Origin of the sequence: Microbulbifer halophilus (assembly GCF_026183675.1) — a bacterium.
Classification (GTDB): domain Bacteria; phylum Pseudomonadota; class Gammaproteobacteria; order Pseudomonadales; family Cellvibrionaceae; genus Microbulbifer; species Microbulbifer halophilus.
The window spans coordinates 51335-71978 of record NZ_JAPIVK010000022.1; the positions used below are offsets into that span (position 1 = coordinate 51335).

At 60.9% G+C, this 20644-nt stretch carries 19 protein-coding genes; 11 read left to right on the top strand and 8 right to left on the bottom strand.

Features of this window, described 5'->3' with window-relative positions:
• Nucleotides 1-132 precede the first annotated feature (132 nt).
• The 3 genes from OQE62_RS12535 (at nucleotide 133) to OQE62_RS12545 (ending at nucleotide 1652) form a co-directional block, all read left to right on the top strand.
• Complete coding sequence (locus tag OQE62_RS12535) at nucleotides 133-933, top strand: alpha/beta hydrolase (protein WP_265722387.1); 801 nt, start codon at nucleotides 133-135, stop codon at nucleotides 931-933.
• Nucleotides 927-1124: a CPXCG motif-containing cysteine-rich protein gene (locus OQE62_RS12540; RefSeq protein ID WP_265722388.1), complete on the top strand. Its 198-nt coding sequence runs from the start codon at nucleotides 927-929 to the stop codon at nucleotides 1122-1124. The genes OQE62_RS12535 and OQE62_RS12540 overlap by 7 nt, the downstream gene beginning before the upstream one ends.
• Before the next feature lie 129 nt (nucleotides 1125-1253).
• Nucleotides 1254-1652, top strand: coding sequence for a globin (locus tag OQE62_RS12545; RefSeq protein WP_265722389.1), 399 nt, complete (start codon nucleotides 1254-1256; stop codon nucleotides 1650-1652).
• A 320-nt stretch (nucleotides 1653-1972) separates the two neighbouring features.
• On the opposite strand, the gene OQE62_RS12550 is transcribed toward OQE62_RS12545, so the two are convergent.
• Together OQE62_RS12550 and OQE62_RS12555 are read right to left on the bottom strand one after the other, a co-directional pair.
• Nucleotides 1973-2209 carry a hypothetical protein gene (locus OQE62_RS12550; protein ID WP_265722390.1) on the bottom strand — a complete coding sequence of 79 codons (237 nt, stop codon included), beginning with the start codon at nucleotides 2207-2209 and terminating at the stop codon, nucleotides 1973-1975.
• 16 nt (nucleotides 2210-2225) lie between these two features.
• Nucleotides 2226-5789, bottom strand: coding sequence for a S8 family peptidase (locus OQE62_RS12555; RefSeq protein ID WP_265722391.1), 3564 nt, complete (start codon nucleotides 5787-5789; stop codon nucleotides 2226-2228).
• 499 nt (nucleotides 5790-6288) lie between these two features.
• Between OQE62_RS12555 and OQE62_RS12560 the strand changes: the two genes are divergently transcribed.
• The 4 genes from OQE62_RS12560 to OQE62_RS12575 all read left to right on the top strand — a co-directional run bounded on the left by OQE62_RS12560 (nucleotide 6289) and on the right by OQE62_RS12575 (nucleotide 11187).
• A complete protein-coding gene (locus OQE62_RS12560; protein WP_265722392.1) occupies nucleotides 6289-7860 on the top strand; it encodes a S8 family serine peptidase in 1572 nt (523 codons plus the stop codon).
• A gap of 490 nt (nucleotides 7861-8350) precedes the next feature.
• Nucleotides 8351-8581 (top strand): DUF350 domain-containing protein, encoded by a 231-nt coding sequence (locus OQE62_RS12565; protein ID WP_265722393.1) that lies wholly within the window; start codon nucleotides 8351-8353, stop codon nucleotides 8579-8581.
• Nucleotides 8582-8587: 6 nt separating this feature from the next.
• The gene (locus tag OQE62_RS12570; protein ID WP_265722394.1) at nucleotides 8588-9421 is read left to right on the top strand and encodes a transglutaminase-like domain-containing protein; all 834 of its coding nucleotides are present in this window, start codon (nucleotides 8588-8590) and stop codon (nucleotides 9419-9421) included.
• Nucleotides 9422-9504: 83 nt separating this feature from the next.
• Nucleotides 9505-11187, top strand: a complete 1683-nt coding sequence (locus OQE62_RS12575; protein ID WP_265722395.1) for an AMP-binding protein — start codon at nucleotides 9505-9507, stop codon at nucleotides 11185-11187.
• A 125-nt stretch (nucleotides 11188-11312) separates the two neighbouring features.
• Here OQE62_RS12575 and OQE62_RS12580 read toward each other — a convergent pair whose 3' ends face one another.
• Complete coding sequence (locus tag OQE62_RS12580; RefSeq protein ID WP_265722396.1) at nucleotides 11313-13724, bottom strand: zinc-dependent metalloprotease; 2412 nt, start codon at nucleotides 13722-13724, stop codon at nucleotides 11313-11315.
• Between the two features lie 338 nt (nucleotides 13725-14062).
• Between OQE62_RS12580 and OQE62_RS12585 the strand changes: the two genes are divergently transcribed.
• Entirely contained in the window at nucleotides 14063-14860 is a 798-nt protein-coding gene (locus tag OQE62_RS12585; RefSeq protein ID WP_265722397.1) for a DUF2884 family protein, read from the top strand.
• Nucleotides 14861-14934: 74 nt separating this feature from the next.
• Here the strand turns inward: OQE62_RS12585 and OQE62_RS12590 are convergent, their stop codons facing one another.
• The 4 genes from OQE62_RS12590 to OQE62_RS12605 form a co-directional block, all read right to left on the bottom strand.
• Nucleotides 14935-15474 (bottom strand): NUDIX hydrolase, encoded by a 540-nt coding sequence (locus OQE62_RS12590; protein WP_265722398.1) that lies wholly within the window; start codon nucleotides 15472-15474, stop codon nucleotides 14935-14937.
• Nucleotides 15475-15755: 281 nt separating this feature from the next.
• The gene (locus OQE62_RS12595) at nucleotides 15756-16157 is read right to left on the bottom strand and encodes a hypothetical protein (RefSeq protein ID WP_265722399.1); all 402 of its coding nucleotides are present in this window, start codon (nucleotides 16155-16157) and stop codon (nucleotides 15756-15758) included.
• A 196-nt stretch (nucleotides 16158-16353) separates the two neighbouring features.
• A complete protein-coding gene (locus tag OQE62_RS12600; RefSeq protein ID WP_265722400.1) occupies nucleotides 16354-16599 on the bottom strand; it encodes a hypothetical protein in 246 nt (81 codons plus the stop codon).
• Nucleotides 16571-17224: a hypothetical protein gene (locus OQE62_RS12605; RefSeq protein ID WP_265722401.1), complete on the bottom strand. Its 654-nt coding sequence runs from the start codon at nucleotides 17222-17224 to the stop codon at nucleotides 16571-16573. The genes OQE62_RS12600 and OQE62_RS12605 overlap by 29 nt, the downstream gene beginning before the upstream one ends.
• Nucleotides 17225-17398: 174 nt before the next feature.
• Between OQE62_RS12605 and OQE62_RS12610 the strand changes: the two genes are divergently transcribed.
• The 3 genes from OQE62_RS12610 to OQE62_RS12620 all read left to right on the top strand — a co-directional run bounded on the left by OQE62_RS12610 (nucleotide 17399) and on the right by OQE62_RS12620 (nucleotide 19826).
• Nucleotides 17399-18385 carry a transposase gene (locus OQE62_RS12610; RefSeq protein ID WP_265722402.1) on the top strand — a complete coding sequence of 329 codons (987 nt, stop codon included), beginning with the start codon at nucleotides 17399-17401 and terminating at the stop codon, nucleotides 18383-18385.
• A 409-nt stretch (nucleotides 18386-18794) separates the two neighbouring features.
• Nucleotides 18795-19094: a hypothetical protein gene (locus tag OQE62_RS19435; RefSeq protein WP_322746573.1), complete on the top strand. Its 300-nt coding sequence runs from the start codon at nucleotides 18795-18797 to the stop codon at nucleotides 19092-19094.
• Between the two features lie 459 nt (nucleotides 19095-19553).
• Nucleotides 19554-19826 (top strand): hypothetical protein, encoded by a 273-nt coding sequence (locus tag OQE62_RS12620; protein WP_265722403.1) that lies wholly within the window; start codon nucleotides 19554-19556, stop codon nucleotides 19824-19826.
• Between the two features lie 328 nt (nucleotides 19827-20154).
• Here the strand turns inward: OQE62_RS12620 and OQE62_RS12625 are convergent, their stop codons facing one another.
• Complete coding sequence (locus OQE62_RS12625) at nucleotides 20155-20634, bottom strand: hypothetical protein (RefSeq protein ID WP_265722404.1); 480 nt, start codon at nucleotides 20632-20634, stop codon at nucleotides 20155-20157.
• Nucleotides 20635-20644: the final 10 nt, after the last annotated feature.

Here is a 20644-nt window from a genome sequence, read left to right on the forward strand (position 1 = left end):
GTTCTGTAGTTGGATTACCGCAGCGCGGCCCGCGCCGACTGATAGCGCTGTCATTTTTACAGGGCCGGTTGCCGGCGCCGGGAGCACTCCCTACCATTGTCTACTCATACAAATAAAGGGGGATCAAAGCGAATGACGCAACGCAAGCGCCGCCAGAGAGAAAAGGTGCAATTTACCGGCAGCAGCGGCGACCCGCTGGCCGGCATCCTGGAGTCGCCCGCCGGCGAGGCCCGCGGCCAAGTACTCTTCGCCCCCTGTTTTACCTGCGGCAAGGATGTGGTGTCTGCGGCGCGCATCGCCCGGCACCTGACGGAGCAGGGCTACGCGGTGCTGCGCTTCGACTTCACCGGCCTGGGGGACAGCGGCGGCGATTTCAGCCAGACCAACTTTTCCACCAACGTGGAGGACCTGGTCTGCGCCGCGCAGTTCCTGCGCGAGTCGGGCCGGCCGGCGGACCTGCTGGTGGGCCACAGCCTCGGCGGCGCCGCGGTGCTGGCGTCGGCCGCGCAGATCCCGGAGGCGAAGGCCATCGCCACCATCGCCGCGCCGGCGGAACCGGACCATGTCACCAGGCAGTTCGCCTGTTCCATCGAGACCATCGAGCAAAATGGACAGGCGCAGGTGCAACTGGCGGGGCGGCCGTTCGTGATCCGCAAACAGTTCCTGGACGATCTCGACGACCACGAGATGGGCTATATCCACGAACTGGGGCGACCGCTGCTGATCTACCACTCGCCGCTGGACCAGACGGTGTCGGTGGACGAGGCCGCGGATATCTACAACCGCGCCATGCACCCCAAGAGCTTCATCAGCCTGGACGACGCCGATCACCTGCTGACCCGCAGGGAGGACGCCGATTACGTGGCCGTCACCCTGGCCGCCTGGGCGGCGCGCTACCTGCCGGCCAACACGGAGGGATCCGACCGATGCTGAGCCAGGAGGAGATGAGCGGTTACTGCCCCTACTGCGGCGAGCTGATCACCCTGCTGGTGGATCCGTCGGCAGGCGAGCAGACCTATATCGAGGACTGCGCCGTCTGCTGCCGGCCGATCCTGATCCGTATCAGTGAGGCCAACGACGGTGCGCTGCAGATTTCGCTGCGGCACGAGAACGAAGCCGACTAACCGCCCTCTCCAATCGATACTCCGCCGACAAACTCCTTGCACCCGACACGTCCGGCGCTAAAATCCGCGATCTAATCCCATAGATTAATCATGGTCTTTACCGACCGAGAGGTGCAAGGAGTCATCGGGATGGAACCGACCGATACCGATCGCGTATTTCAGAGCTACGGGCGCTGCTGCAAAAACGAGCTCTTCTTTATCGACTTCTACGATCGCTTTATGGGCAGCTCGCCGGAGATCCGCGCGGTGTTCGTCGATACCGACATGAAACAGCAGCGCCACCTGCTGCGCAACGGCATCATGCAGTTGATACTGCACGCGCGCGGTATGCCGGACACCAAACTGCGGGCCCTGGGCCAGAGCCACTCCCGCAGCGGCTACAATATTCGCCCGGATATGTACGGCCTGTGGCTGGACGCACTGCTGGCTACGGTGCACAGACACGATCCGGAGTACAGCGATGAGCTCGCCGCCGCCTGGCGCTGCGTGCTGCAGCCGGGTATCGAGCTGATTCGCGGCGCCTACTGAGCAGCCGTCCGGCTCAGTAGCTATAACTCAAATTCCGGGATTCAAAGCGGGTGCCGGGTGGCAAGGAACCCGCTCTATGAAAACGCCCCACTCCCCATGGCTGCCGGCAGTGCTGGCAATCGCCGGCTTCGGCGGAACCTGCCGCAGCGGCCTCGACAATTGATGTCACCGGCACCGAATCGGGAGACCGGATATCGATACCCGGGCGTTGCGGATCCCCTACAAGAAATTCACCCTGCCCAATGGCCTGCGCGATCGTGCACGAGGATCGCAAGGCGCCGATTGCCTCCGTGGTTGATGGGCACGCTGCGCTTTGCCCATCAATCACCAGAGAGAATCACCCGCTCGCCTTCCAGCGGCAGCCCGGAGACGCCCAGCGGCTCGCCGCTGTCCCGGCGCCGGATCTCCGCGCCCACCACGCGGCTGGAATAGTCCGCACTGCTCAGGCCGCCGCTCTGCGCCCCGTCACTGTCCGGGGAACCGCTCTCCCCGCTGCCACCGCCGCAGGCGGCGATTGCCAGAGTCGAGGCGAGCAGTGAAATCGTTTTACACAACATGGTTTTCCCCTCCCGCTCAGGGCGCGAAATCGTAACTGACAATAAATTGGTGTTTGCCCGCCGGCAGCACCAGCGGGCCCGGGCGGTCGATGGGGAAGGTCACGCGGCCGTCGTCCCGGTCGAAGCGACCGCTGGCGAGCGGGGTGTCCGCATCGTCCAGCCTGCCGTCGCCGTCCCTGTCCCAGTGGAGTTCCGCCAGCGCGATATCCGCCCTGTCGTCACCGGCGCCGGAGGCCCGCAGGGTCAGGGAGGACAGTTCCGATTCCACATCCGCCTCCATGACAAACGCCTGCACCACCACATTTTCCTGTCCGCGTTCGACGCGGACGTCGCCGGTGTCGAGGGCGGTGAATGCCGCCGCCCCGCTGCCGGTCTCGGAATAGCGCGGGTTCAGCGGCCGTGCGTCGGCGGCATCCACCGCGCCGTCGCTGTCGCTGTCCACGGCCCGCGCGGCGTCGCCACCCAGGACGAAGGCGCCGCGAATGGTGTTGACCAGGCGGTTGCCGCTGTCGCTGGCGGCGGTGAGACGCAGGTGGGCGATGGCGGCACCGTCGAACTCTGGCAGGGCCGCGCGGTATGCCCGGTCTTCCCGCACCGCCTCCAGGGGCTGCCAGTCGCCGTCGTCCAGGGCCAGTTCCAGCGACAACTGCGCCGACGTGCGCACCAACAGTTCACCGTCACTTTGGGCGTAGCTGGACACTTTCCCGCCTTCCAGCAGTGCCACCATGTCGATGCGCGGTGTGGCAGCGCCGTCCAGGGTGGACAGCTGCAGTTCGGCGGTGGAGCGGTAATCGATATCGTCCACCGCGGTGGGGTACTCGAACCGCACGCGCACCCGCTGGCAGCCGCCGCCGTAGGAGAACAGCCGCGGCCGATTCAGCGTCCCCCCGGCAATCTGGTTGCCGGTCTCCAGGCAACGGGCGTTGTAGCGGATATCGCGCCGGTAGCCGTTGCCCCAACTGTCCATCACCGCCTGCTGGGTGGCGTCGCCGTTGACGCTGGGTTCCAGCAGTGGGCCGCCACCACTGTTGCGCAGCCCGCCGGCCCAGAAGCGGAGCCCGCGGCCGAACATCAGGGGCGCATTGGGCCGCTGCAGCACCGGCGCCGCCGGCGCGCTGTCGGATTCGCTGCGGCGCAGCTTGCGGTAGCGCTCCCGCCCCACGGCGAATTCCAGCGAACCGGCCTGCAGCGAGCCGTCGCTGTCGATACCGATATTCAGGTAAGTGGGCCAGCTCTCCAGCGCCCCGTCGTTGCCGTGCAGGGTGAGCAGGGTGGCGTCATTGCGCCGGGGGACGACGCTGCGCTCGTCCCGGTGGACCTCGCCGCCGGGCCGGTAGCTGCCGGGGGCAAACGCCAGGCTGTAGCCCTGTTGCCGCCAGCGGGCGCTGTTGACCAGCATCCGCACACTGCCGTAGCCGGACAGATCGAAGCCGAGATCCGCAAACAGGCCCCGCTGGCTGTGTTTCAGCAGGTAGAGCTGGCGGTCCTGCGGGTGGTTACCGGTCTTTTCGGCGAGGCCGAAATAGTCCAGCCGGAAGCCATCGGAGAGGTTGTGGATGGCGCTCATCGACTGGCCGCGGCCGAATACCCGGCGGTAGTGCTGCTGCGGGTAGTCCCGGTGGGTCAGCTCCACCACCTGGCTGACAAACTGCAGCGGCTTGCCGTCCGGGGTGGTCGGCGTCGTCACGGCAAAGCCGCCCCCGCCGGCGGGAAATACCAGCGGGCCGTCGGACGCGCGCACATTTTCCGCAACCTGGATGGTGTCATTGTGCTCGGCGGCGAACAGGACGTGCACCGGCCCGTCGCGGGTGGCCAGGGTGAGCCGGGGGCGGTCGCTCTCGAAGCTGGCCAGGGCCGAGGAAGTCTGCCCGCCGGCGCCGAACGCCGTGGCCGAGTAGGACCAGTAATTCTCCGGCGCATTCTCCTGGCTCAGTTCCAGCAGTTCCGCGCGGTGGAAGGCCACCGGCAGCTCCACCGATTGTCCGTCGGCAGTGAAGCGCAGCGCGCCGCTGTAGGCGCGGTGCAGGTCCTGCGGATAGTCGACCCGGCCGGGGTCCACGCGCAGTGCCACCGACTGGCTACTGTAGCCGTTGGGGCCGAGGGTGAAACGGCTGTTTTCCGGGGTCAGCGCGGCGCCCGCAGGCAGTTCGCCGGTATCCTCCACCCCGATTTCCACCTGCGCCGCGAGGTTCTTCACCGTCACCGCGGCGCTCTTGCCGGTGTCTGCGTCGGTGAAGTAACCCCGGTAAAGGGCGGCGGGGCTGACCAGGAACGGCGCCTGCGCCGCCGCCAGGGCATCCAACTGGCCGTTCCCCGCCGCCTGGATGCCGCCGCTGGCGGGGGCGGCCCAGTTCACCAGCAGGGATTTGATTTCGGCGCTGTCCAGCCGCGGATAGCGCTGGCGCATCAGCGCCGCCGCGCCCGCCACATGGGGCGCCGCCAGGGAGGTGCCGGAGCTGCTGGCGTAGCCGCCGCCCGGGACGGTGCTGCGCACCGCCACCCCCGGCGCCGTCAGCTCGGGCTTGATCGAGGTGGCGTCCGGTTCCAGTCCGCCGGCGAAGAGCCCCCGGGCGCTGAAGGCGGGAACCCGCCCCTCATTGTCCACCGCCCCCACGGTCAGCACCCGCTGCGCCGAGCCGGGCGCCTCGATGGTGTCGTAACCGGGCCCGGTATTGCCCGCCGCGGCGACCACCACCGTCCCGGCGCGCACGGCGGCATTGGCGGCCGCGGAAATGGCCGAGCTGTTGCCACCGGGCATGCCCAGGCTGATGTTGATCACGTCCACCGCGTCGTCGGTGGCCGGATCGCCGTCCGGGTCCAGCGCCGCCTCGATGGCCGCGATCACGTCGCTGGTGTAGCCGCCGCCGTCGCTGTCCAGCACCTTGTAGGCATAGAGCTGCGCCCCCGGCGCCACGCCCCGCAGCGAGCCGTCCGCGGCGGCGACACCCGCCACCAGGGTGCCATGGCGGTAGTCGTCCATGGGGTCGTCATCGTCGTTGACGAAGTCGTGGCCACCCACCACCTTGCAGCCGGGGCCGAAGCAGCCGCCCAGGTCCGGGTGGGTGTAGTCGATACCGCTGTCGATCACCGCGATACTGGTTCCCTCGCCGGTGAGCGCTCGGCCGCCGCCGTCGGACAGGGCCCACACCTGCGGCGCCCGCACCTGTTCGACGCTGTCGCCGCCCAGGGCGTGCACCCGGTGGTCCAGGGTCACGCCGCGGACCTCGGGCAGGGCGGCGATATCGTCGATATCAGCGGCCCTGGCCGAGGTGACGATGGCGTTGAGCGCGCGGGTAAAACGTCGGGGACTACCCTGCGGGGCCCGCGCCGCCAGTCCGCGGCGGCGCAGCTTGTCCAGCAGCAGCCCCTGGCGCCGGGCGCGCTCCCGGTGCCGGGCCACCAGCTCCCGCAGGGCGGGCCGGGCGGGAGCCGACTCCTCACCCGCGAGCCGGACGCGCTCCTCCAGCTGGATAATGATGCGCCGCGCGCCGTCACGCGGCTCCGCAGCCCAAACCTCATTGCAAAAGATGACCGCCAGGACAGCGGCAATTCCCCCAAACCAGACCTTCTTGTTGTACATCTCGAAAGAATCCGCAGCTTGTTATTTCGCGATGGCGCAAAATAGCACATTTTTTAAGCAATGTTTATTTTTCAGGCTTTTGTGGCAAATTGTGTCACGATTGATCGCCAGTTAGTCAGCGGCAGGTTGGAGTACGGAAATCCGGTTGGAGCGGTCAGGAGGTACCGGGGTGGGATCGCGATACCTGGCGGCGACAAGACATGCGCCGCCGCAGGGGAAATCTCAGGCGGCCATAGGAATCGACGAAACAGAAAGGTATGTCCTCACAGAGGGCGGTAAAGATAAACAAATAATTTATAAATTCTGAAATTACGTTACAGAAATAAGGCTTGTCGATTGGCAAACGATCACTGGCTGCTACTATCACTCCACCACCAGCGGTCGGTGGCTCCGCGCCTTTCCGCAGATGTTGTCGCTGTTCGGGTACGCGGGACACCGGGTGGCCAACTATTCCAATAATGTCATTTCAATTATAAAAATATTTTTTCGGAGCATTATAATGAAAAAGAAGTTACCGCTATTCGTTGCCAGCTCCCTGGCTCTGGCCCTGTCCGCACCAGTCAGCGCCGATAACGATCGATACATTGTAAAGTTCAAGGCAGGCAAGGGCCCCGCGATCAAAACCCGGGTAAAACAGGGCGGCGGCCGCGTCGCTCTCGGCCTGGAGAAGCGCAATGCCGTCGCCGCCCATCTGCCGGAAAAGGCACTGCGCGCACTGCAGAACAACCCCAACGTCGAGTATGTCGAGGAAGACGCCAAGCGCTACCTGATGTCCCAGGAAACTCCCTACGGCATCCCGATGGTGCAGGCGGACCAGGTCAGCGACGGCGCAGCCGGCAACCGCACCGTATGTATCATTGATTCCGGCTACGATATCTCTCACGAGGACCTGTCCGGCAACGCCGTCTCCGGCACCAACGACTCCGGCACCGGCAACTGGTACGAAGACCAGAACAGCCACGGCACCCACGTGGCCGGCACCATCGCCGCCATGAACAACAGTGTCGGCGTTGTCGGTGTGATGCCGAACAGCAATATCAACCTGCATATCATCAAGGTGTTCAATGCCGACGGCTGGGGCTACTCGTCGTCCCTGGTATCCGCCGCGGATACCTGTGCCACCAACGGCGCCGACGTGATCAACATGAGCCTGGGCGGCGGCCGCAAGTCGAAAACCGAAGAGCGCGCCTTTGCCGATCTCTACAACACCGACGGCGTCCTCTCCATCGCCGCCGCCGGCAACGACGGCGACACCAGCCACTCCTACCCGGCCTCCTATGACGCCGTGGTTTCCGTGGCGGCCGTCGACAGCAACAAGGTCGTGGCGGACTTCTCCCAGCAGACCAACCAGGTGGAACTGTCCGGGCCGGGCGTGGACGTGCTCTCCACGGTGCCGGTGGGCATGGGCCGCAACACCGACCTGACCGTGGACGGTGCGGCAGTGGAAGCTGCCGCTATGGACGGCAGCCCGGCGGCCTCCGCCACCGGCGCTCTGGTCGACTGCGGCACTGCCGAGTCCGCCTGCACCGCTGCCTCCGGCAGTGTCTGCCTGATCGAACGCGGCAATATCAGCTTCGCCGACAAGGTGCTGAACTGTGAGGCCGGCGGTGGTGTCGCCGCGGTGATCTACAACAACGAGCCGGGCATGCTCCACGGCACCCTGGGCGATACCACCACGACCATTCCGTCCGCCGGCATCTCCGATACCGACGGTGCGGCGCTGCTGAACCAGCTCGGCGCCAGCAGCACCCTGAGTGTGGAGGCCAGCGATTACGCTCACTTCAACGGCACCTCCATGGCCAGTCCGCACGTGTCCGGCGTATCAGCGCTGGTATGGAGCCACTACCCGGACTGTGCACCGGGCGAGATCCGCGCGGCCCTGAATGCAACCGCCGAAGACCTGGGCGATGCCGGCCGCGATAACGCCTACGGCTACGGCCTGGTGCGGGCTGTGGACGCCGTCAACTACCTGAGCGCCAACGCCTGTACCGGCACCAATCCCGATGACGGCGGCAGTGGCCCCGGCGGCGGCAATGGTGGCGGCAACGGCGGCGGCCCGAAGAAGAAGTAAAAGGCAGTTGCCGCAACCACGAAAAAGGGAGGCCGATATAGCCTCCCTTTTTCGTTTATTAATACGTGCATAAGTAGCCCGACATGGAATTTCAGACACGCTGTAAATACATCCGTGTACGCTCGTAATCGGCATCCATGCCTCATACGGTCCGAAATTCCATGTCGGGCTACTTATGCACTCCTTAGTAAATCACCTTCCCTTGAAACCACCCCTTACCGGCTACCCGGAACGGCTTGTTTCTGTTTCTCCGGCATTTCCCGATTGCTGTTGAAGCCGACAATACCCAGATAAAGAACAGCACGGAAAGAACCAGTAATTTGTAAATCAATCGCATTGTGCAATTCCGGTTCGCAACCTTGTAATTTCCGCTGGTGATCAGTTTACCGCAGGTGGTATTTCAAATTCACCGTTGCGGCCAGTAGTGCGGCCGCATCAATCTGTGGTTAAATGTTGGCCCGCTATAACGATTGGAAACCTGCACTCGCCTATGGAACTGGAATTTCTCACCGCCACCCTCTTCAACCTGGGTATCAACCTGCTGTACACACTGCTGTCGCTGTTTATCGGCATCGTTGCGCTGATGGTGATCGACCGCAAGCTGTTGCGCAGCGTGGATATCGAGGGCGAGCTGAAAAACGGTAATATCGCCGTGGCCATTTTCGCTTCGACCATCCTGGTCTTCGTCGCACTGATTATTTCCTTCGGCCTGAAGGGTTAGTGATCAATGCGATTCTGGTTACTCCCCGCTTGCATCGCCCTGGTATTGATGGCACCGGAAGTACTGGTGCGCCTCGGCCAACCGGACTCCGCGGCGGAGGGCCTGGTGCGCGAACGGATGGAAGCCGCCCTGAACCGGCAGATGGCCGTGGGCGATTCCGCCGGCGATCACAAGGATCGCCAGCGCGGCGTGGTGCGGGTGAGCGGTACCGGCCGGCCCCTGTCGGAAGACTATGTACAGCGGGCAGTGGCAAAGCGTTCTGAAGCGCAGAGTGCCTATGTCTCGGTCTGGAACTGGCAGGGAATTCCCGAGGTGACCGCCTCGGCGCGCGGCCTGGACAAGAAGCACCACTTCGCCAACAGCTACCTGGTGGGCTTCCGCCCCTTCAAGACACGACAGCTCTGGGTACCGCTTTACACCCTGGCGATCCGCAAGAAATACCAGCGCGACCACCTGCAGTACGCCGGTCTCTCCGACATCTGGCAGACCTCCCGCCAGGCCTTCTACCAGAAGCGCGGCGACTGCGAGGATCACGCGATACTGCTGGCGGACTGGCTGATCGAACTGGGCATCGACGCCCGCGTGGCCATGGGCACCCACAAGGGCCAGGGCCACGCCTGGGTGGTAGCGATCGTCGACGACACCGAATACCTGCTGGAGGCCACCAGCAAGCGGCGTATCTCCAGTTGGAAGGCCCTGCCGCTGGCCGCGTTGGCGGAGGACTACGACGTCGAATTCCAGTTCAACCGCCACTATTTCTGGGCCCTGAAAGACAATAAACCCACGCGCAAATACCGCGGCAGTCACTGGGTGAAGAAGTCGCAGTTTATCCGTAGCTGATCTTTCCCTCACCGCCGCTCCCTGTCGGCCAATTCAGCGCAATATCACCTATATTTCGGCTATCACTCACCGGAACGATAGCCATGACCACTGCCGAAGAACAGTACCGCAAACTCGAAGGAAAACAGCTGCTGGAGATACTTTACCGGCGGGAAAAGGATCAGGCCGACCGCGTCTACCTGCGGCAGATGATCGACCGTCAGTGGCGCGATTACAGCTGGGGCGAGGTCATGGACCGCAGCCGTCGGCTCGCGGCCTTCCTGAAAAAGCACTGCGACGCCGGCGACCGTGTCGCCATCCACGCCAAAAACTGCGCCGACTGGTTTGTGGCCGACTTCGCCATGATGCTGGCGGGGATGATCAGCGTGCCGCTGTTTCCCAGCCAGTCCCGGGAGTCGATGGAATACGTGCTGGATCACAGCGAATCAAGGATGATCTTCGTCGGCGGCTCCGACAACAATGACAATATCCGCGACGCAGCGAAAGACCTGCCGAAGATCGCCATCCACCGCTGCGAGATCGACTGCGACTACCAGATAGAAAAGATCATCGAGGAGAACGAGCCGCTGCAGGAGTCTCCGGTCTATGAACCGGACCAGCTGTTTACGCTGATGTACACCTCTGGCACCACCGGCAAGCCGAAGGGTGTAATGCATACCTGGTCGGCGGTGACCTTCGCCGTGCCCAATATGATCCGCGGTTTCGGCTACAACGAGAACGATCGCTTCTTCTCCTACCTGCCCTTGTCCCACGCCGCCGAGCGCATCCTGGTGGAACTGCACAGCGTCTACTCCGGCACCCCGGTGCATTTCCCCGAATCCCTGGATACCTTTCTCGAGGACCTGCAGCGCACTCGACCGACGATGTTTTTCTCGGTGCCGCGGCTGTGGGGCAAATTCAAGGAAGGCGTCGACAACAAGATACCGCCATCACTACAGAAAGTCCTGCTGCACATCCCCGGCATCAACAACTGGCTGCGCAAAAAAGTTCAGAAAAACCTCGGACTCGACAAGGCGCGCCTGCTGGTCACAGGTGCCTCACCCATTTCCGAGGACCTGCAGCGCTGGTATCACCGTATGGGGCTCATGCTCGCCGACGGCTACGGCACCACCGAAAATTTTATCTACGGCTGCATCACCCATATGGGCAAGAAGCCGGTACCGGGCACCGTGGGCAAGCCATTCTGGGATTGCGAAATCAGGATCGCCGACAACGGCGAGATACTGTTCAAAAGCGACGCCATCATGCAGGGCTATTATCTGGAGCCGGAAAAAACCGCCGAGACACTGAAAGACGGCTACTACCATACCGGCGACCGCGGCTTTGTCGACGACGACGGCCTTCTGCATCTGACCGGCCGCCTGTCCTCCAGCTTCAAGACCAGCAAGGGCAAGTTCGTGCAGCCATCGGAACTGGAGAAAAAATTCGGCGAGGAGACGATACTGGGCCAGATCTGCGTGCTGGGCCACGGCAGCGACCAGCCGCTGATGATAGCCAACCTGTCGGATTCCGGCCGCGAGCTGCCGCATAAAAAGGTTGCGGAAAAGCTGCGCCACCTGCTGGAGCAGGTCAACGATTCCCTGCGCCCGCATGAGCGGATCAAAACCCTTTTTATCGCCGAAGAAGAATGGACACCGGACAACGAACTGGTGACGCCGACGCTGAAAGTCAAACGCGGCGCGATCGAGGACCGCTACGCGAGCTGGATCGAGCGGGATGAGAACAAGGGGCCGATTGTATGGGAGAGCGATAGCTTGGCAGAGTAAACCAGCCGCGGCCCCGACTGCAGAAGCCTGCCCTGCAGGCGATTGGCAGAGGGGGCAGCGTCCCGAGATTCGCCTGCAAGGCAAGCTCCCACAGCGGACTCATCCCAAGTCGGTGCCATTCCGGACTAGATCGGCGACCCCGGTGGCATCGCCTCCAGGTCGGAGACCTTCACCTTCAGCTCTCCACTGCGGAAAGCCGCAATACGCTGCGCCTGGTAGAAGTAGTGGGCGTTGTAACCTTCGGGGTCCTCACCGAAGAGTTTCATGCGGCCGATCCGGTGCTGCAGGCCGGCCAGTGCCAGGCTGGCCTTGGCGCGCACCGACTCCGCCGCCTGTTCGTTGCCGGCCAGCAGCATCAGCCGGTGGATATAGACATGGTTCACCCGCTGGTGCACCGCCGCCTGCAGGCCGGAATACTCCCGGCTGTGAAATGCCCTGTCCGTGAGCCTGTCCAGCAGCGCACCGAACCCGGGCGTCTCGCTGTTGCGGGCGTGCTGCTGTTCCATGCGCGCGGCGCGCTCCGGGTTCAGCAGGATGGACAGCGTATGGCCGGCCGCGGCCTCGCTCAGGGCGATCGCATCGAAGGCAACGCCGCTATCGGACGGAAAGCTCTCGCGCGTGCGGCTGTAGCCGTAGGCCTTGGGCGGCAGCAGTTGCAGCACGCTCTCGGGCAGGGTCAGGAATTCCGGATCCAGTGTCGCCAGCAGTGTGTCCACGGCGCCCCGCTGGCGCTCGGGGGGCACCAGGGTGTAGCTGTTCTGCTCGGCGTCGTTGTACAGGTAGTCGTAGTCGAGGCCGCCGATCAGCTTGCCCACGGCTTCGGCCTGGTAGCGGTGGCCGTAGTAGACGGGCACCAGGGTCTCCTCCAGCGACGAGCGCGGCGCGTGACCGGGGTTGGCCGCGGCGGAGAAGTGATCCAGGGCGTGGCGCCGCAGCTCCGCCATGCGTTCGAACTCTGCCAGCGGATCGCTGCCGTTGTCCCACAGGTGCGAGGCGGCGTGGGCGTCGTTGATGCCGCGGGAGTCCGGGTCGGAGATAAAGCGCAGTTTCTGTTGCGCGGCTTCATCGATCACGCCGGCGAGATAGTCGCTCTCGCTGCCGGCGGCATCGCCGTAGCCGTAGCGGATTGCCAGCTTGTCCCAGGTGCCGATACCGGTGTCGTAGGCACTCTCCAGTTGCAGCGCGCCTTCATCCAGGGTGACCAGCGGCGCCGGGTAGTCCATCACCGAGGCGCGGTCCTCGGCGCTGGCGGCGAAATTGTGTGCCAGTCCCAGGGTGTGACCCACCTCGTGGGCGGAGAGCTGGCGGATACGAGCCAGCGCCATCTGCTTCAGCGCTTCGGTATCGGCATCGCCTCTGCCGTAGGGCTGCAGCAGCCCCTGGGCGATCAGAAAATCCTGGCGCACCCGCAGCGAGCCCAGGGTGACATTGCCCTTGATGATCTCGCCGCTGCGCGGATCGGCGATGGCGTGGCCGTATGACCAGCCGCGGGTGGCGCGGTGTACCCAACTGATCACGTTGTAGCGCACATCCAGCGGGTCCGCGTCTTCCGGCAGCACCTCCACCCGATAGGCGTTTTTGTAACCCGCCGCCTCGAAGGCCTGCGCCCACCAGCTGGCGCCCTCGATCAGGGCGCTGCGTACCGGTTCCGGCACACCGGCATCCACGTAGTAGACGATCGGCTCCACCACTTCGTCGCTGCCGGGCTTTTTCTGCAGCCGGTGGCGATAGATGACACGCCGATCCAGCGGCTGCTCGATGGCGGTGGCGTAGTCGCGGTATTCGAACGGAAAGTAGCCACTGCGGCTGTGGAAGCGACGCGGCCGATAGTCACCGTCCGGCAGAGCCACCAGCGAGATATGCTGGCGCAGGGACACCAGCGTCGGTGTGGGCACCACTTCCTGCAGGTATTTGCCCGGTTCGCCGCCGGCAAACGTCAGCTGTGCCTCAAACTCGCTGTTCTGCGGAAAATTTTTCGTGCGCGGCAGGTAGACCGCGGACTTGCTGGTATCAACTTGGTAGCTGCCCTGCTCCGTGTCCTGCAGGCGCCGGGCGACACCGTGCTGGTCGGACAGCAGGAAGGGGGTGAAATCCACCAGCAGCCGCTCGCCGTCCCGCGCAACCGCCTCGAAGCCCCAGAGCACCGAGGAGGCGAAGGCCTCGTCCACGGCGCGGCGCTCGGTGCTATTATCGGAGCGGGCGCGGTACTTCAGGTTCAACTGGTGCAGCAATACCTTGTTGCCCACCCGCTCGAAGGTCACCAGGCGGTTGTCGCCCATCTGGTTGCGGTCCAGCCCCACCGGGTTGGAGCCCAGCCCCTGGGCCAAGCCGGTGAGCAGCAGAAATTCGCGCTCGTAGTCCGAAACTTCCAGCAGGACCCTGCCTTTGTCGTCGTCCCAGTAGAAGTCGAAGAAGCCGGACTGCTTTTCCATGCCGGCGGTGTAGTCGGCGATACTCCCGGCTGCCTGCGCTGCCGCCTGGGCAGCCAGGGCGAACAGCAACAGTGTCGCACCGAGCGTGAGTTTGCGTATCCACATAAGTCTTCCCCGGATTATTCGTATTATGCCCACGCACTCTGGGCAGGGCCTGGAAATCCCCGCATAGTGGGCCGCGCGCAAAGTTCTGTAACAGTTCGCTGCGCCAAAATGCCCAGCTCTGCGTTGAGAAAGCTCGAAATAGAACCACTATTCCAGCGCTTTCTCGCCTTGATCTGGGCGTTTTGGCTGTGCTCCTTTGTTACACAACTTTACGCACGGCCCACTAGATTAACACCTCGGTCGCCGAATGGGAGCCGTATAAGATTTTCTCCGCCATGCATCCAATTGCGGCTTCCGGCGCATCACAACAATAACAACGGATAACCGGAGAAACCGCCATGTGGAAAATCCTCACCGCCGCCGCGGCCCTGCTGGCCAGCGGGCCTCTGTCAGCCCACGATATCGACCTGGAAACCGGCGATGGACGGGCCTGCCAGATCGAGGTAGAGCCATTTGTGCGCGTCGGGCCCGATTTTCTGGAAGTCCGCGGGGAGGGGAAAGGTTCTGTCCCACTGTTCCACTACCGGGCGCCCGGCCGGCTGACGGTCGACGATACCGAGATAACCCTGGATAAAGGGCAGCGGCAACTCATGCAGGCATACCGCGCCGAACTGCACCAATCCGGGCGGGATCTGGCACTGATTTCACTGGAGGCGGTGGATATTGCCCTGCAGGGAGTCTCCATCGCCCTGACCGCCCTCGCCGGCAGTGACCACCCGGATGTGATGGAGATGCAGGAGACCTCGATGGAGATCCGCGAGCAGGCGGATGCGCGTTTCAGCGCCCAGGGCGATGTTTACGTGCTGGGCGACGCCTGGATGGACGAGTATGTCGACGAAACCATTGAAAAAGACCTGGAGCCGAAGATAGAGAAACTGGCAGTGGAATCCGCCGGCAATATTGCCTGGCACGCGCTCAAGGCCGTTTTCACAGGCGGCAACAGTATCGAAGCGAGAGCGGAAGAAATAGCCGACAATATGGAACCGAAGATAGAGGCGCGGGCCAGCCGGCTGGAACAGCGGGCGGACGGACTCTGCAGGAAGCTGGCATCTGTCGAGCGTACCGAGCGGGATCTGCACGAGGCCATTCCCGCTCTCAAGCGCTACGATATCGTCACCGTGGACCGGGAACGTTGAAGCTCCCCTAAGGAAGAACCAATCACCCCCCAAGTGATGTTGGCCGCTTTACGCGGCCTTTTTTCCCGGCAGATTCACTCCGCCGCCACTTCCCCCGCAACGGCCGTGCGCCCAAGATACTTTTCTATATAGGGCTTGTGGGTATAAAGAATATTCTCCGGCAGATCACTCTTCCTGAAAAAACGGTAGTCCGAAACTTCCCGATCCCTGGAAAAAATAGTCGCCGTCTCCAGCCCTCCACTCACGGCCACATCGACAACCTGCGATCCCGGCACATTCCTGACCTCCAGAACACGAATATCGACCATCTCCACACCCAGCTCCTCCCTGAGCTCCCGACTCGCCGCCCGCTCAAAGGATTCCCCCTTGTTCAGCCAGCCGCCGGGCAGCGCCCATTTGTCCTGATAGGAGTTCTTTACCAGCAGCAGCCTGTTTTCGTGCTCGACAAAACAGACCACGCCGATCACGAACTTGTCCGTCAGCGCATAGGAGATATCCCAGCGGATATCCGGCGGCAGGACCTTATACAGCCAGTACTTGAAACCGGGAAAAATCAACAGGAGGACGACGATCAACGCAATTGAGATGGTCAATAAACGTACCAGCTTTTTCATTATCGCCACCTGTTGACACGTCACTCGCCAAGTATACCCAACCTTGCGAGAGGTTGTGCAGAAATCGACAGTCACAGTGCTTGAGTAAGACGTGGGGGAGAACTGATACTCGCGGCTTACGGACTCCAACTGGCTTTTACGCTGCCTGAACGGGACCTTCCCCCCGAAGACCGGCCGGGAATATGGCTTTCGGGGCGGGATCGCTGAGCAAGCTCTCCCAGCAAATAGCAGGCTATAAGGTACGATTGGAAATAGACGCCGCCCATAGATACTGTTCTGGACTATAACCTGGAGATCCTAAAAAGCCGGTTCTTAATATCCACCGTCGCACTTTCTGTTTCTGTAAACCCGTCCAGATAGTTTACCAGGTTTGAATTCAGTAGACTCTTCGCCTCCCGGCTCAGATATCGCCGCACCTCAGCTTCGGCCCTTTCCGCTTCATCAACTATTTCCGGGCGATGTTCGAGCACGAACAGAATATCCTCCATATCGTGGGAAAAGATGTCGCCCTTCCCCCGGCTATGCCAAGCTTCGAACTTGGTAGCCAGGAAATGCACCGGCTGGGCCACCTTTATGGAAGCCTTCCCCAGGTCAACGGTAAATGCATGCGCTATCGCCGCCGAATACCAACGGTTGGAAAATCCTAGAATCCGTTCAGCCGTGGGCATTACGTCCAAACGCACATCGGGGAAGTCTCTCAGGCAATAGCGACATATCAGCGCGTCTTCGGACTGATCCTCCTTGAAACCTCTCTTTTTTAATTGACTACAAAAAGTATGGTAATCGCGTCTAGTGTGCCGTGCGGGAAGTTCGCGAACAAAGGAGCACAGCCAAAGCGCTCAGATCAAGGCGAGAAAGCGCTGGAATAGCAGCGTTATTTCAAGCTTTCTCAACGCAGAGCTGGGCGCTTTGGCGCGGCGAACTGTTTGCGAACTTCCCGTACGGCACACTAGTCACCACGTCGACAACGATGTCCACATCCTTGGTCTGACGGACCTGTCCACGCCGCTCGGAAGCCACCAACAGCGCAGTGGTGGAACCGCCGATATACACTACCTGCCGATTGAGTTCTTCACCGAGGGTATCGGCCACCAGCTCAAGTAACTCGATATTCCTTAAATTCATGGTGCAGCCGATCTTGGATTATCTGAGCGTTATTCAATAGCTTTTTTAGCTCGCTTCTCGCGTGCATCAGTTCCCGAGGCTTACCGATACGGATGGCATCTACCACAGACATCAGCATATATGTTCCAGGGAGCAAGCTGGGGCCACTGAGGACGTGTTTGTCGATGGGATTTATCAGTATTCCTTCCTTCTCAGACGTGCTGTCCACGGTGCTCGCTCCCGCAATGCAAAGTGGAGGATCCGGTGGCATCATTTCGCTGCGAATCAAGTGGCAATTGAAACCGGTGGGCAGACCAAAACCAAAGCCAGTTTTTCGGGCCGGCTCTGCATAACGGATGCCATAGGCAAGCCACTCCCCAGCGGCGGTGAGATTTACCCAGGGCCCGAAACCGGCAGGGCGCAATTCCGGTTCGCGGATCAAACCCGCCCCGACCAAGGTCCGGTAGCTGCGAATCAGTCCCGTCTTGCTCACGCCATAGAGCGCTGCCTGCTCCGCCAGAGACCTGGCGCGGGATTCAAAATAAGCGTCCCGGCCCTCCCGTGGCAGAGGAACGTAGGGTTCGAGCGGTTCGCTTAGCAGCTGCCCCACGGTCTGTACCAGGACATAGGAATCTTGGGATTTCACAGTTGGTCCGCAGTCCGGAATTTGGACCAAAAAAAACACACTTCATGATCAATGTCAAGGAAGACGAGATTCTGAACACCCTCAGAATAAAAAGCACCACGCGCCAAAACTGTTGCAATCAGTCCTCTCTGCCACACAATACTGTTCATTCATACAGTAAAATGAAAGCCAGCCATGGGACTACCGCGCAAATCCTTGATATCCCTAGACACCACTCCCTACTACCACTGCGTTTCCCGCTGCGTGCGCCGCGCCTTTCTGTGCGGGCAGGACGAACGTACCGGGCAGTCTTTTGAACACCGCCGTCAGTGGATCGAGGACCGGCTGCTGGAACTGGGGCAGATATTCGCGCTGGATATCTGCGGCTATGCGGTGATGAGTAATCACTACCATGTGGTGCTGCATATCAATCGGGATCAAGCGAGCCGCTGGGATACCCTGGAAGTGGTCGAGCGCTGGCACCGATTGTTCAAAGGCTCTGCCCTGTCCCGGCGCTTCGCCCGCGGCGAGCACCTGGCCCCTGCAGAGCTGGCGCAGCTGACGGAAGTGGCGGAATGCTGGCGCGAGCGGTTGGCCGATATCAGCTGGTTTATGCGGTACCTAAATGAGTCCATTGCCCGCGATGCCAATCGGGAAGACGGTTGTAGCGGCCATTTCTGGGAATCCCGCTTTAGGTCCCAGGCACTCCTGGACGAGCGGGCATTGGCAACCTGCCTGGCCTATGTGGATCTGAATCCGATCCGCGCGAAGATGGCGAAGACACCGGAAGCATCGGACCACACTTCCATCCAGCGGCGCATCTCAGCGGCGAAAGATGGCCGGCAGCCGCAGCAACTTCTGCCCTTTGCCGGCAATCCCAGTGAATCCATACCGGCGGGACTGCCCTTCCGGTTGCAGGACTATCTGGAGTTGGTGGACTGGAGCGGGCGCTGCCTGCGCGACGACAAGCGCGGGGCCATCGACAGCGGGCTGCCGCCAATTCTCGAGCGATTACAAATTGATCCCCGGCACTGGCTCTACCTCAACAGAAACTTCGAGAGCCGTTTCAAATCCCTGGTAGGTACCGCTCATTCTGTGCGCAGTTCCTGTGAACGGCTCGGTAAGCGGTGGGTTCAGGGCATCCAAGACTGCGAGCGCTATTTATCCCCACCTATCCCCTGACCTTTTATTTCTCTTAAAGAGCGACATCGCGGGCTGCCGCGAGGGGTTGCTGCACCTCTAAAATACTGACTGGTGCCAAAAACCACAGCTTCCTATTTTCAACCCGGCTCATCACTGAAACCGCCAATCTCACAGAGGAATCTTACGTCAGCGGACGTTTGCTTTCCTATTTGTGTGTGGGTGTCCAGGTGTCCGTCCAGGTGTCCACACCATTAGCACCATTAGTGGCAGCACCATTAGTGGCTGTCCAATTCTCCTTCCAATTCTCCTTTCCCGGCTCTGTAAGGGCACCTTGCTTTCTCAGCGTTTCGCCCGCAATGACGCCCTGGATACCGCAGAGTTCGCGCGGCTTGAGGAAGTGGCGGCAAAGTGGCGGGCAAGGCTAATGGATATCAGTTGGTTTATGCGCATGCTGAACGAGTCCATCGCCCGCGAGGCCAACCGGGAAGACCAGTGCACCGGCCGCTTCTGGGAAGGCCGCTTCAAATCCCAGGCACTGCTGGATGAGCGGGCGCTGGCGGCCTGTATGGCTTATGTGGATCTGAATCCCATTCGTGCCAAATTAGCCGAGACTCCGGAAGCATCAAATCACACCTCCATCCGACGGCGTATTTCAGCGGCTAAAGATGGCCGACAACCAAAGCTGTTACTGCCTTTCGCCGGAAATCCCCGAAGAACCATGCCGGTAGGAATACCCTTCCGATTGTAGGACTATCTGGAACTGATAGATTGGAGCGGTCGTTGCCTGCGTGAAGACAAACGCGGAGCCATTGACGAAAATCTGCCGCCGATCCTGGAGCGACTGCAAATCGCCCCCCCCGGCACTGGCTCTACCTCAACCGGAACTTCGAAAGCCGCTTCAAGTCTTTGGTGGGCGCAGCCCATTCTGTGCGCAGTGTCTGTGAGCAACTTGGCAAACGCTGGGCCCACGGAATCCGAGATTGTGAGCGCTACCTATCTCCGTCAACCAATTCCTAGAGTATTGCTTCTCTTTTAAAACACGCCACCGCAAGATTCTGCGAAGGACTGTTGTATCCCAATAAAGCTATTTGGCGCAATTATACACAGGGCGCCGGCCTCACTTACCCGAAAAGCAAGCTTTGACAACCGGGAGATAAATTTACAGCAACCTCCCTATCGATTTTTCAATTTATGGGTGTCCAATTTCTTGTTGCAGGACTATCTGGAGTTGGTGGACTGGAGCGGGCGCTGCCTGCGCGACGACAAGCGCGGGGCCATCGAAAGCGGGCTGCCGCCGATTCTCGAGCGATTACAAATTGACCCCCAGCACTGGCTCTACCTCAACAGAAACTTCGAGAGCCGTTTCAAATCCCTGGTAGGTACCACTCATTCTGTGCGCAGTGCCTGTGAACGGCTCGGCAAGCGGTGGGTTCAGGGCATCCGAGACTGCGAGCGCTACTTATCCCCACCTATCCCCTGACCTTCTATTTCTCTTAAAGAGCGACATCGCGGGCTGCCGCGAGGGGTTGCTGCATCTCTAAAATACTGACTGGCGCCAAAAACCACATCTTCCTGTTTTCAATCCGGCTCATCACTGAAACCGCGAATCTCACGGAGGAATCTCACATCAGCGGACGTTTGCTTTCCTATTTGTGGGTGTCCAGAAACGTTTGCGGGCGGGTTGCTAGCCCTTACCGAATAACGGACTTTCACCGTTTGATTTATCACCGGCTTTGCCCGGCGCTCTGGGTGTCCAGAAACAACCAATACTGGTACTGTCGAGTTAGTTCGCTCTAAACTCTAGACATCTATTCAAAGTCGTCAAATAAACATTTCCCCACAGTTGGGACTTCAGCCAACTCCAGCTCTACCCCTTCCACTTCCACATCCATTTCATCAGATTGTATCTCTCGAAACGCTTTATCAGCCAAAAAACTTCTAACCTTTTCTACAAGCTCCTTATATTCGTTACACTGATCAAAAGTCACGACCTCACCACTTCGACGACTTATATAACGAGTTATATGCATAGTGAACGCATCGTAAATATAACTAACCTTTATCGTTAGCACAAAGTAATGGCCTGACGCATTGTTACCCAAATTTACGTCGTAAGTGTTGCAATAAGAATAGTTAAAATCAGTCTGATTTAGAACCGTATACCCTTTAAAAACAGATTTTAATGCAGAAAAAAAACGACTAACATCCCAGCCAATCATTATTCCACTGGGACAACCCTTTGAGAATTTTCGTCTAATGTTTTCAACAACCAAATCTAGTTCAACCATAACCTTTTTT